At 67.3% G+C, this 12,660-nt stretch carries 10 protein-coding genes; 9 read left to right on the forward strand and 1 reads right to left on the reverse strand.

Annotation, left to right across the window (positions count from 1 at the left end; genetic code table 11):
- The first annotated feature begins 29 nt into the window (after positions 1 to 29).
- The 8 genes from ABN028_RS14490 to ABN028_RS14525 all read left to right on the forward strand — a co-directional run bounded on the left by ABN028_RS14490 (position 30) and on the right by ABN028_RS14525 (position 10,371).
- Positions 30 to 2,375 (forward strand): HAD-IB family hydrolase, encoded by a 2,346-nt coding sequence (locus ABN028_RS14490; RefSeq protein ID WP_349696937.1) that lies wholly within the window; start codon positions 30 to 32, stop codon positions 2,373 to 2,375.
- Positions 2,372 to 3,556, forward strand: coding sequence for a zinc-dependent alcohol dehydrogenase (locus ABN028_RS14495; protein WP_349696938.1), 1,185 nt, complete (start codon positions 2,372 to 2,374; stop codon positions 3,554 to 3,556). Before ABN028_RS14490 ends, ABN028_RS14495 begins: the two co-directional genes overlap by 4 nt.
- Complete coding sequence (gene larAH / locus ABN028_RS14500; RefSeq protein WP_349327982.1) at positions 3,553 to 5,133, forward strand: NPN-dependent hydroxyacid isomerase, LarAH14/15/16 family; 1,581 nt, start codon at positions 3,553 to 3,555, stop codon at positions 5,131 to 5,133. The genes ABN028_RS14495 and larAH overlap by 4 nt, the downstream gene beginning before the upstream one ends.
- A gap of 7 nt (positions 5,134 to 5,140) precedes the next feature.
- On the forward strand, positions 5,141 to 6,082 hold the full coding sequence (locus ABN028_RS14505) for a lysophospholipid acyltransferase family protein (RefSeq protein ID WP_349327983.1): 942 nt from the start codon (positions 5,141 to 5,143) through the stop codon (positions 6,080 to 6,082).
- Positions 6,083 to 6,235: 153 nt separating this feature from the next.
- Positions 6,236 to 6,790: a YbhB/YbcL family Raf kinase inhibitor-like protein gene (locus tag ABN028_RS14510; RefSeq protein ID WP_349696939.1), complete on the forward strand. Its 555-nt coding sequence runs from the start codon at positions 6,236 to 6,238 to the stop codon at positions 6,788 to 6,790.
- Between the two features lie 432 nt (positions 6,791 to 7,222).
- Positions 7,223 to 8,518, forward strand: a complete 1,296-nt coding sequence (locus ABN028_RS14515) for an extracellular solute-binding protein (protein WP_349696940.1) — start codon at positions 7,223 to 7,225, stop codon at positions 8,516 to 8,518.
- Positions 8,519 to 9,496 carry a carbohydrate ABC transporter permease gene (locus ABN028_RS14520; RefSeq protein WP_349327986.1) on the forward strand — a complete coding sequence of 326 codons (978 nt, stop codon included), beginning with the start codon at positions 8,519 to 8,521 and terminating at the stop codon, positions 9,494 to 9,496. It begins immediately after the preceding gene.
- Positions 9,493 to 10,371, forward strand: a complete 879-nt coding sequence (locus ABN028_RS14525) for a carbohydrate ABC transporter permease (RefSeq protein WP_349327987.1) — start codon at positions 9,493 to 9,495, stop codon at positions 10,369 to 10,371. The genes ABN028_RS14520 and ABN028_RS14525 overlap by 4 nt, the downstream gene beginning before the upstream one ends.
- A gap of 53 nt (positions 10,372 to 10,424) precedes the next feature.
- Here ABN028_RS14525 and ABN028_RS14530 read toward each other — a convergent pair whose 3' ends face one another.
- Positions 10,425 to 11,594: a phosphatidylinositol-specific phospholipase C1-like protein gene (locus ABN028_RS14530; RefSeq protein WP_349696941.1), complete on the reverse strand. Its 1,170-nt coding sequence runs from the start codon at positions 11,592 to 11,594 to the stop codon at positions 10,425 to 10,427.
- Positions 11,595 to 11,988: 394 nt separating this feature from the next.
- Here ABN028_RS14530 and ABN028_RS14535 point away from each other — a divergent pair, with 394 nt between their 5' ends.
- Positions 11,989 to 12,534 (forward strand): NUDIX hydrolase, encoded by a 546-nt coding sequence (locus tag ABN028_RS14535; RefSeq protein WP_349696942.1) that lies wholly within the window; start codon positions 11,989 to 11,991, stop codon positions 12,532 to 12,534.
- Positions 12,535 to 12,660 lie beyond the last annotated feature (126 nt).

The raw sequence follows: 12,660 nt of genomic DNA on the forward strand, positions 1-12,660 counted from the left end.
GCCAGCAGCCTCGATCAAGGGGGAGACGCGTGCAGCTCAGGGAGCGCCTCGGGGGGAAGCGGATGCTTCTCACCGGTGTCACCGGCTTCGTCGGCGAAGCCCTTCTGCACCGCATTCTCGGGGAGCTGCCCGACACGCACGTGGTCGCACTCGTCCGGCGCAAGGGCTCGCTCACCGGCCGCGCCCGGATGGAACAGCTCCTCGCCAAACCCATCTTCGAGTCGGCCCGCGAGCAGTACGCAGGCGAGGCCGGCGCCCTCATAGACGCCCGGATCACCGTCCTCGAAGGCGACCTCGCCGACGTCCCCGAACTGCCGGCCGACCTTGACATCGTGATCCACTGCGCGGGTGACGTGTCGTTCGACCCTCCGATCCACGAGGCGTTCGAGACCAACGTGCTCGGCACCGAGCGGCTGCTGCGCAGGATCCTCGACAGTGGCAGCGATCCGCACTACGTCCATGTGTCCACCGCCTACACGGCCGGTCGCCGGCGGGGCGCGATTCCCGAGGCGAGCGTCGAGCACGACGTCGACTGGCGTACGGAGGCCAGGTGGGGCATCGCGATGCGCGACCGGATCGAGGAGACGTCGAGGTCACCCGGCGTCCTCTCGCGCCTGCGCAGGGAGGCCGAGGGGGAGCACCGGCGCGCCGGGCCGATCACCTCGGCCCAGGACGCCGAACGCCGGCGCAAGGAGTGGGTCGACAAGAAGCTGGTGCAGGCCGGTGGGGAACGGGCGCGGTCGCTCGGGTGGACCGACGTCTACACCTTCACCAAGGCGATGGGCGAGCGGGTCGTCGAGGAGATCGCCGCGCCGTTGCCCGTGACGGTCGTCCGACCCAGCATCATCGAGAGCGCACTGCAGATCCCGCATCCCGGCTGGATCGAGGGCTTCAAGATGGCCGAGCCGCTCATCCTCGCCTACGGCCGGGGCGAGCTGCCGGAGTTCCCGGCCAGCCCGGACGGCGTCGTCGACATCGTGCCCGTCGACCACGTGGTCGGAGCGACTCTGGCAGCGGCCGCCGCGCCGCCTGAGCCCGGCAGTCCGGCGTACTTCCACGTCTCGTCCGGCGGGCGCAACCCGTTGACGTTCAGCCGGCTCTACGAACTGGTCCGGGCGTACTTCGACGAGAACCCGTTCGACATGAGCGAGCGTGGCGCGGTCCGGCTCCCGACGTGGCGGTTCCCCGGCGGTGAGAACGTCGACCGGCTGCTCGTCATGAGCGAACGCGCCCACAAGGTGGCCGACTGGGCCGTCCGGCACGCCCCGCGCGGCGAACGTATCCGCAAGATCGCCCGCGAGCTCGACCAGCAGCAACGTCGGCTCGACTTCCTGCGCCGCTACCTCGACCTCTACCGGCCCTACGCCGAGGCCGAGCTGCACTTCACCGACGACAAGACGATGGAGCTCTTCCGTAGTCTCGAGGCCGAAGACCAGGAGGCGTTCGCGTTCGACACGTCCGTCTTCGACTGGAAGCACTACCTCGTCGACGTGCACTGTCCGAGTGTCACGGCGTCGATGCGGCAGTACGACGTCGTACGCCGGCGCCGGGGCCGCAGCGCCCCCACCGTGGCGAAGGAGCTTCCGCAGGGTGGAGAGATCCTGGCGGCCTTCGACATGGACGGCACGCTGCTGTCGAGCAACGTCGTCGAGACCTATCTGTGGCTCCGCCTGCCCGAGCTGGGCCGTGACGGCAAGCTTCGCGAGGTCGCGACGATGCTGCGCAAGCTGCCCGGCTTCCTTGCCGCTGAACGCCGGGACCGGGGCGGATTCCTCCGCGCGGTCTACCGTCGCTACCGGGGCGCCGATCTCGCCGAACTGGAGCGGGTCGTCGACGAGGTGCTTGCCCAGCACGTTCTCGAACGCGTGTCCGCCGCGGCCCTGCGTCGCGTCCGCGCTCACCGCGCGGCCGGGCACCGCACGATCCTCATCACCGGGGCGATCCGGCCGCTGACCCGGCCGCTGTCGGAGCTGTTCGACGAGATCGTTGCCGCCGACCTGGCCGTCGACGAGCACGGGCGCTGCACCGGCTACCTTTCCTCACCACCGCTGGTGGGGGAGTCGCGGGCAGCGTGGCTCAAGTGGTACGCGGGCCAGAACGGATTCGAGCTGCCGCGTTCCTATGCCTATGCCGACAGCCATTCCGACCTGCCGCTGCTGCGGGCCGTGGGCCGGCCGGTGGCCGTGAGCCCGGACGTCCATCTGTGGCGGGAGGCGCGCAAGGGACGATGGCCGGTCGAGGACTGGCGTACCTCCAGCGCGGTCTCGCGACTGACGATGCCGACCCGTGAGTTCGGTACCGAGGAGTTCGGCACCCGGCCGCCTGGTGCACCTGACCTTGGCGCCCGCGAGTCCAGGGGGGAGCTCCGCTCATGATGCTCGCTCTCGAGATGTACCGCTCGCTTCCCCGCTACATCGCCGCCCGTGCGATGGGGGGCCGGATCCCCGGCATCCTCACCGGTCCCGCCGCGCCCGTACGCCTGGTCACCCGCGACGAGCCGCGCCTGGCCGCGCCGGGATGGGCCCGGGTCAAGCCTGTCCTGTCGGGGATCTGCGGCTCGGACCTCGGCGCACTGTTCGGCCAGACCAGCCACTACTTCTCCGCCCTCGTGTCGATGCCGTTCGTCCCCGGCCACGAGGTCGTGGGGGTCCTGCAGGACGACTGCGACGACCTGCCCAAGGGCACCCGGGTCGTGCTCGACCCCGTACTCTCCTGCGCGGCCCGTGGGGTGGAGCGGTGCGAGTCCTGCGCTTCCGGGCAGACCAACCGCTGTGACCGGATCACGGTTGGGCACGTCTCGCCGGGACTCCAGACCGGCTACTGCGCCGACACGGGCGGCGGCTGGGGCGGCGTCCTCGTCGCCCACCGCAGCCAGCTCCACGCCGTTCCGGAAGGACTGTCCGACGAGCGCGCGGTTCTGGTGGAGCCGTTGGCCTGCGCTGTCCACACCGCCCAGCGCGCCGAAGTTCCGGACGGTGGTTCGGTACTGGTGTCGGGCGCCGGTGCGGTGGGGCTCTTCGCCACCCTGGCGCTGCGGGAGCTCACGAACGCCGGCCGGATCAGTGTCGTGGCGAAGCATCCTCGGCAGCGGGAGCTCGCCAAGGCGTTCGGGGCGTCGGACATCGTGGCTCCGGACGAGGTGCCGGCGCGGGTACGCCGTGCGACGCAGGCGTTCCGGCTCGCCCCGGAACGCAGCGCGGAGTTCCTGCTCGGCGGCGTCGACGTCGCGGTCGACGCGGTGGGCAGCAAGGACTCCCTCGGCACGGCTCTGCGGGTGACGAAGGCGGGCGGCCGGGTGGTCGTCTCGGGGATGCCGTCGACCGGCGCCGACCTGTCACCGGTGTGGTTCCGCGAGCTCACCGTCGCGGGAAGCTACGCGAGCCGGGGTGGCGACGCGTTCGACAAGGCATTCGACCTGGCGGCATCCGCGTCCCTCGACGGGGTGGTCGGGGGCAGGTACCCGCTCTACCGCTGGCGGGAGGCGCTCGACCATGCGCACTCGGCAGGAAGGTTGGGCACGGTGAAGGTGGCGTTCGATCTAAGGAGCAGCAGGTGAGCCGACCAGGATTCGTACTCGAGGTCGACGACCGCACTCCGCCGCTCCTCGTCCACGAGGGCGAGGGGTTCCGGCTGGAGAAGTTCCCGATCGGGACCAGGGTCGTGTACTCACCGGAGTCGCTGCCGGGCCTGCACGACGTCGACGGCGCGATCCGGCAGGCGCTGGAGAGCCCGCAGAACTCTGAACCGCTTCGCGCGTTGCTCCGGCCCGGCATGAAGCTGACGATCGCCTTCGACGACGTCTCGCTGCCACTGCCTCCGATGCGGCGTCCCGACATCCGGCAGCGGGTGATCGAACAGGTTCTCACCTTGGCCGCGGAGGCCGGTGTCGACGACGTGCAGATCATCGCCGCGCTGGCGCTGCACCGGCGGATGATGCCGAGTGAGCTGCAGCACGCGCTGGGGGAGCGGGTCTACCGTTCGTTCGCGCCCGACGGCCTGCTGTACAACCACGACGCCGAGGATCCCGACAACCTGGAGTTCATCGGGACCACCGACCACGGCGAAGAGGTCGAGATCAACAAGCGGGCCGCGACGTCGGACCTGCTGGTCTACGTCAACATCAACATCGTCCCGATGGACGGCGGCCACAAGTCGGTGCCGATCGGACTCGCGTCCTACCGCTCGCTGCGACACCACCACAACACCCACACGATGGTGCACTCCCGGTCCTTCATGGACGCGGAGAAGTCCGCCATGCACCACTCCGCCTGGCGGATGGGGCGGCTGCTCAAGGACCACGTCAAGATCTTCACGATCGAGACGACACTCAACAACAACGTCTTCCCGGCGCCGTACGAGTTCATGAACAAGCGCGAGTGGGAGTGGAGCGTCCGTGACCAGGCGTCGATGCTTGCCGCCAGGCGCGGACTCGCGGTGGCGCCGAGCAAGCTCAAGAGCCGGATCTTCCGCAACGTGCGCTCGCCGTACGGCATCACGGGGGTGCACGCCGGTGAGACCGAGGCCGTGCACGAGAAGACCCTGGCGAACGTCTTCCGCCAGCAGGCGGTCGAGGTCCAGGGCCAGAGCGACGTCCTCATCATGGGCGTGCCCTACCTCGGGCCCTACAACGTCAACGCCGTGATGAATCCGATCCTCGCCACCTGCATGGGACTCGGGTACTTCTTCAACTCCTACCGCGGCCAACCCCTTGTGCGTAAGGGCGGAGCGGTCATCCTCTACCACCCGGTGCCGTACGAGTTCAGCCAGCTGCACCACCCGAGCTACGTCGACTTCTTCGAAGAGGTGCTGGCCGAGTCGACCGACCCGGCGACGATCGAGCAACGGTTCGAGAAGCAGTACGCCACCGACCCGTGGTACATCCACCTCTACCGCACGTCGTACGCCTACCACGGTGTCCATCCGTTCTACATGTGGTACTGGGCGGCACACGCCATGGACCACGTGGGTGACGTGGTGTGGGTCGGCGGCAATCGCAAAGCCGTGCAGCGGATGGGATTCCGGTCGGCGTCCACGCTGGCCGACGCGCTGGAGATGGTGAGCGGCACGGTGGGGTCCTCGCCGTCGATCACCTACACCCACAACCCGCCGCACCTCATCTCGGATGTGCGGTGATCCGGTCGTGAGCGGCAACGGAAGCAGGAACCCAGCGCGTTTCGTCAAGGAGACGGTGCGGGAGGTACGCCTGGTCGCCCGCGGCTGGCGGTGGGGGCGCCGACCTCTGGTGCCGCGGAGCGCCGAGCCGTACCAGCTGCCCAAGCCACAGTCGATCTTCCCCACCGCATGGGCGCGCAAGCCGGCGGCCAACGCCGTCCGCGACGTGGTACAGCGTGCTGGGCTCCGCCCGTTGTTGCGTTCGACGGTGACGCCGCAGGCAACGGGACTCGACGTGTTGACGAGGGTCCGGACACCGGTGCTGTTCGTCGCCAACCACACCTCCCACCTCGACACGCCGCTCATCCTGTGCTCGCTTCCCGACGAGTGGCGACGGCGGACCGCCGTGGCTGCCGCGGCGGATTACTTCTTCGACACCTGGTGGCGGGCCACCGGATCGGCGATGGTGTTCAACACGTTCCCGATCGAGCGGCGTGGCGGCACGCTCTCGGCGACGCCGGGCGACCTGCTCGACGAGGGCTGGAACGTCGTCGTCTATCCGGAGGGCACCCGATCGCCTGACGGTTGGGGTGGGCGGTTCCGGATGGGCGCCGCCTGGCTTGCCGTCGAGCACAACGTGCCCGTCGTGCCGATCGGGATCCGCGGATCGTACGCAGCGATGCCGCGCGGGCGGGGCTGGCCACGACCCGGGCGCCTGCCGGTGCGGGTGCGCTTCGGTGAACCGATCTGGCCGGGTGACGACGAGTCGCCGCGCGTGTTCAGCCCGAAGATCCGCGCCGCTGTGGCGCGACTCCTCGACGAGGACGCGACGAACTGGTGGGACGCGACCCGCCGGGCGGCACGGGGAGAGACACCTGACCCGTCCGGTCCGCCTGTGGCGTCGTGGCGGCGGATCTGGGCCCAGACCGCTCCACCGGTGGAAGGTCGTCGCCGCGGCGCCTGGAAGTGACGAGCTGCTCCTCCCGTCGTGACAGGCTACGCACGCACGTAGCGCTTTCGGCTGCCGCGCCCGTTGGCGGCCTGGGTTTCGATGAGGGGCACCTTCATCCAATAGGTTGGGACGAAGGGACCCTTCATCCACTCAGACTGCCGGAGGACTTCGATGAGCAAGAGGCAGGCACCGTTCGACGTCAACCCGTACGACTTCCTGCCGGAGGTGCCGGCATTCTCTCTGGCGAGCACGGACATCTCCGATGGCGGGAGCCTGCCAACGCCTCAGCTCTCGGGCATCTTCGGCGCCGGAGGGGAGGACACGTCGCCTCAGCTGGCGTGGACCGGGTTTCCCGAGCGCACCCGGAGCTTCGCGGTGACCGTCTACGACCCGGACGCCCCGACGGCGAGCGGCTTCTGGCACTGGGTCGTCTACAACCTCCCGGTGAGCGTGACGGAGCTGCCGACGGGCGCGGGCGCTGCTGACGGTGCCGGGCTGCCGGCGGGGGCGGTGACGCTCACCAATGACGCGGGTCTGAAGCAGTACCTCGGGGCGGCACCACCGGCGGGCCACGGCGCGCATCGGTATTTCTTCGTCGTCCACGCCGTCGATGTCGAGGCTCTCGACCTACCCGACGGCGCGTCGCCGGCCTTGCTGGGTTTCAACCTCTTCATGCACACGCTGGCCCGGGCCACGTTGGTCGCGACCTATGAGAACGCCTCCTGACGCGCGTTCCTGACGGCCGATAATTTCCGGAACACCGCAACGGCCTGACAGGCCCGCCCCGCCCGGAATCCTGGCTCAAGCGTGCTCGAAGTGTGTCATTCAGAATGCTTGACCGTACCCGAAATGCAGTTGTAGCGTGCCCGACATCACCGAAAATACCGCGCAGTAGCCGAAACTTTCGGTTCGGTTCCAGGTGCCTCCGTACCCGCTCCAGGCGCGGTTACCTCGGCGCCTGTGGTGACGAGGAACGTCGTGAACGCAAGACCACCCGGCCCGCTTCAGGAGAGTTCCGGAGAGCTTTCGACTCGGGGCGTGCGGCGAGGCCCGTCGTGGTGGCGTGAATGGCGGCCGGTACCAGGGAGACCGCCCGAGGGACGACTGAGCCGACCCGCTCACTGTCGAACCGACGGAGGACAGGCTCGAAGGAGAACAATGATGTCGTTCAACCGGCGCCTCTCGGCGTTGTTCGCGGCAGGGGCCTTGGCGCTTGCAGCCGCCTGCGGTGGTAACGGGGCTGGATCCTCGAGTGACAAGACGATCGACTGGTGGCACATCCAGAGCGAAGAGCCGATGAAGTCTGTCTGGGCCAAGATGGCCAAGGACTTCGAGAAGGCCCATCCTGGCGTGCAGATCAAGATCACCGCTCTGCAGAACGAACCGTTCAAGGCGAAGATGACGACCGCAGGCCAGTCCGGAAACCCGCCTGACCTCTTCCAGTCGTGGGGAGGCGGCGTCCTGCAGCAGCAGATCGATGCCGGGCTGGTCAAGGACCTCACGAACGACGTCAAGCCCTGGGTCGACTCCGTCTCTCCCACCGCGAGGGAGGCCTACACGATCGACGGGAAGATCTACGGCATTCCCTTCGACACGGGCATGGTGGGGTTCTGGTACAACAAGAAGCTCTTCGCCACCGCCGGAATCTCCGAGCCGCCGGCCACCTGGACCGAGTTCCTCGACGCCGTCAAGAAGTTGAAGGCGGCCGGCATCACACCGATCGGCCTTGCTGGCAAGGAAAAATGGCCGGGCCACTTCTATTGGACCTATCTCGCGATGCGCCAGGCCGGCAAGGCCGGGCTCGATGCGGCGATCGCGGACGGCTCCTTCGACGGCCCTGACTTCGTGAAGGCCGGCGAGAACCTCGCGGCACTCGCCGCCCTCGACCCCTTCCAGAAGGGTTTCCTCGGGGCACCGTACGGCGAGGGGGCCGAGAGCCAGGCCGCGTTGATGGGCAACGGCAAGGTCGCCATTGAACTCATGGGCCAGTGGGCGCCGGCAACCCAGACCGGAGCGTCCGGTCGAGAAGAAGAGCGGGGAATCGGTGACGATCTCGGGTTCTTCCCCTTCCCCGCTGTCGAAGGTGGCAAGGGTGCTCAGACCGAGATTCTCGGTGGTGGCAACGGTTTCGCGGTCGGCGGGAACGCGCCACCGGAGACGGTCGAGTTCCTCGAGTTCATCATGAAGCCGGAGAACTACCGCGTCGCGGTCGAGAACGGTAGCTACATCCCCGTAGTCGAGGGCACCGACGACGCCTACCCCGACGAGCGGGTCCAACCCCTGTTGGAGACAGTCAGTGAGGCAACGGCGTTCCAGCTCTACCTCGACCAGGCCTACCCGCCCGCCGTCGGTGAGACGATCAACGACAGCACGGCGGCGCTCATCGCAGGTGAGATGACGCCTGACGATGTGGCGAAGGCCATCGCCGACACGGCGAAGAAGGAAATCCAGTAGATGACCGCGACACAGATGGCGGCGGCCGAGACTGGCTCGGCCGCCGCCCTGTCTCGCACCCGGGTGCGCCGCGGTCGCCGGGACCTGGTGACGATCTGGCTCTTCGTCCTCCCGGCGCTGGTGCTGTTCGTGCTGCTGGTGCTGGCGCCCATGCTCGTCGCGATGTACACCAGCCTGTTCGACTGGAACGGCTACGGAGGACTGCCGACCGACTTCGTCGGGTTGGGCAACTTCACCAGGATGGCAGGCGACGAGGTCTTCCTCGGCGACCTCGGACGTGGCGGACTGATCATCGGTCTCTCGCTGGTGCTCCAACTGCCGATGTCGCTCGGCATCGCCCTGCTGCTCAACCAACGACTGCCGGGCAGGGCGGTCTTTCGGCTGGTGTTCTTCGCGCCGTTCGTCCTCTCCGAGGCCATCACGGGCGCGCTGTTCACGATGATCTTCTCGCCCGAGACCGGCCTCGCGAACTATCTCTTGAGGACCGTCGGACTGGATGAGTGGCAGTCGACGTGGCTCGCCGACCGGTCCATCGTGATGTACGTCCTGTTCTTCGTCATCACCTGGAAGTACTTCGGCTTCCACATGATCCTCTACCTGGCCGGCCGCCAGGGCATCCCGAACGAACTTCTCGAAGCGGCCGCGATCGACGGCGCAGGCACCTGGAAAGCCTTCCGGCACGTGACCTTCCCGTTGCTGGGCCCGACGATCCGGATCACCATCTTCCTGTCGGTCATCGGAGCCCTCCAGCTCTTCGACCTGGTCTGGTTGATGACCCAGGGCGGGCCGGTCGGCGCGTCGGAGACGATGGCGGTCACGATGTACCAGTACGGCTTCGTCCGTTGGGAAGTCGGCTACGCCAGCGCGATCAGCATCATGATGTTCCTCCTCAGCCTCGTCTTCGCGCTTGGGTACCAACGCTTCGTCATGCGTCGCGACACCGCGGGCGCGATCACCGGAATGCGAGATCACCGATGAGCAACGCAACAGTCCCGGCGGTGGAGACACCGTCGCGTCGCGGCGCGCGGGCGAGGGCCCTGATCCGCTCTGTCGTGCTCTACGCCCTTGTCGCGGTGGTCGGGTTGTTCGTGGTCGTGCCGCTGTTCTACGCGGTCGTGGGCGGATTCAAGGACAACGGCCAGCTCTCGACGAATCCCGTCGGTCTGCCATCGCCGTGGAACGTCGAGAACTACACCGGCATCCTTGCGTCGCTGCAGTTCTGGGGTCCGCTCTGGAACAGCGTGTTCATCGCGTTGATGACCACGCTCGTCACGGTCGGGACTTCGGCGGCGGCGGCGTACGTCTTCGCGCGGTTCGCGTTCCGCGGCAGGGAGATCCTGTTCATGGTGTTCGCGATCGGACTGATGTTCCCGTTCGCGGTGGCGATCCTGCCATTGTTCATCATGCTCCGGACCATGGGTCTGCTGGACAACCCGTGGGGGGTGATCCTGCCTCAGGCGGCCTTCGGCCTTCCCGTGACGATCATCGTCCTGCGAGGGTTCTTCCGGGAGATCCCGAGTGAGATCGAAGAGGCCGCCACGCTGGACGGGTGTGGTGCGTTCGGGTTCTTCTGGCGGATCCTGCTGCCGATGGCGCGTCCAGCGCTCGCAACCGTGTCGGTGCTCGCGGTCGTCGGCAGCTGGAACAACTTCTTCCTGCCACTGGTGATCTTCAACAGCCAGGAGTTGTGGACCATCCCGGTGGCGATCCAGCAGTTCCAGGGGGAGTACACCGGCGACACGGCTCGGATCCTCGCCTACATCACCCTGGCGATGGTGCCGGCGCTCGCGTTCTTCGGTTTCGCCGAACGCCAGTTGATCGGCGGCCTCGCCAGCGGGGCCACCAAGGGCTGAGCCGCACCCGCGGCCCAGCCCCACGGTCGTCACCTCGACGGCCTCCCGCCGGGTCAGCGCTCCAGCCCTTTGTCGCGGCAGAAGCTGGGTGCCGAGACCGGGTTGCACCGTACGACGGCGCCACCGGGAAGCTCGGCCACGAAGTCGCTGTCCCAGCGCGCGGCCATACCCACCGTCGGGAAGTCCGTCGTGATCAGCTGCGCACCACTGTCAAGCGCCGTACGCACCCTGCTGAACTCCTCGTTCTTCACGGTGGCGAAGGGTTCGTCCGACCGCGTGCGGATGAAGTAGCCCCGACGCACGAGGTCCTGGATAGCCGCCGTGTTGGCGCCACGGGGGTCGTTGATCTGGGTGATGGCCGCGTCCGGAGTGCCGATGTCGCCCCGGGTGAAGACGGCGCGACCCTCGAGGTTGGGCCGGCCGTCGAGGTACATCTCGCGGATGCCGCCACCGTTGTCGAAGAAGAACAGGACCTTCCCGCGGGCCCACGACAGCGTCGGCCAGCCGTGTTGGAGCACGGACTGCTCGAGCGTGAGGCCGGGCCGCCGGAGGTCGTCGGCGGTGATGAGTTCGGTCTCGGTGAAAACCGAGCGGATCTCGGCGTCGACCGCGTCCAGCAGGCCGGCGTCCCAGGGCGGGCTCACTGCGCCGCCGAGCTGCTCCCAACGGTCGTCGGTCTGCTTCAGCTCGAGCTGAAGGATGATCGGGACGTGTCCCGGATTGGCCTTCGACCACGTCCGCACCTGCGTCAGGCAGCGGACGAAGGTCCGGCACGTCGTGGTGTAGTCCACATCCGGCACGTGTTGCACCTTCATGCCGGGAGCCGCCATGTCCGGGTCGTCGATCGGGCCGAGCCCGGCGCGCTGGCGGGGGAGCGGGAACTTGTAGAGGCCGCCCTCGGGGTCGGGCAGCAGGTCGAGCTCGACGTGGCGCACGTTCTGCCGTTCCAACAGGTCCGGGATCGAGGCGTGGGAGTAGTAGGACCACTGCGGCAGCCCTGGGTCGATCTTCAGTGCCTCGGCCAGCTCGGCACCCTGCATCTCGCGGTGATAGCCGTTGTGCGCCCCCATGAACTGGATCTGGTTCATGCGTACGTCGTCGTCGCTCGCGCTCGGGCGGAGCTCGGCGGGCTCACCACCGCGAACGAAGGGGACGACACTCAGCGCGGCGACAGTTGCTGCGACAGCCACCGCGGTCACGCCGATCCGGGCAAGTGCGGGCATGCGATTCCCTCCCTGTGATGACACGTCCGCTCAGCCTCGCGGGCGCCGGTGTCGACGACGTGAACGCTCGGCCCCCCGGGCGGAGAAGAGTTGCTTCACCATGACCGCGAGATCGACCCGCCTCAACCGGGTTCGACCCCTTCTGGCCGCCCACGGCCGATCCCGGCCCGGAGCCTTCCAGTAGCTGAGGTGATGCCGAAGCCGTACGCATGCCCACCACTCGGAGCTACGAAGCTTCGCCGAGCAGGTTGGCATCGAACCCGAGACTCGGCTTCCAGGCCACAAGGTCGACCACTCGGTGGCAGGGACTGAGATCATGATCTCTCCAGCGGTCTCGACCCCGGCGAACGGCGCGGCCCTTCGATCCAGTCCTCTACCGCCAAGGAGTCACGTGATGGAGAACTGCGTCACATCGCAACAGTGGAGTGTCCTCGCTTCAGAGGTTGTCTTTAGCAATTGGATTACCATCGTCCGGGATCGCCTACGCAAACCGGACGGCGGCGAGATGGACATTCACTACATCAATTCATCAGGGTCATCCTCGGTTTTGGCCTTTACCGAGGATGAGCAAGTAGTGCTGACGCGGCAATACCGCCATCCACTTCGGCAGGTTCTGTATGACTTGCCCGCCGGTGGAATTCAGGTCGGTGAGCTTCCTCGAGAAGCGGCGCAGCGTGAATTGGCCGAAGAGACCGGCTATATTGCCCACGAAATAGAACTGCTGGGGCGTTATAACCCGCTGCCAGGCACGATTGCTCACACCTGCCATGTCTTTGTGGCACGCACATTGCAACTCGGAGCCAACAACCTCGACGAGCACGAGGTAATCGAGGTGGTGCTCAAGCCCTGGCAAGAGGTGGTGGATATGGTGCTGACGGGTGAGGCGGTTGATGGATCGCTGGTATACGCGGTGTTGCGCTACTTGGCGCGGACAACGTGATGAACCGCACTGGGTCTGATGGAGGCTCTGGTCATTTGATTTCAACCAGGGCTTGATCGCCCTGCTGGATAGCGTAGAACTTCCCCTCGAACTCGGTCGGCGGTTGGTCACCGAGGTAGCCGTGCA

It is taken from the genome of Actinopolymorpha sp. B17G11 (assembly GCF_040196095.1).
In the GTDB taxonomy this organism is placed as follows: Bacteria; Actinomycetota; Actinomycetes; order Propionibacteriales; family Actinopolymorphaceae; genus Thermasporomyces.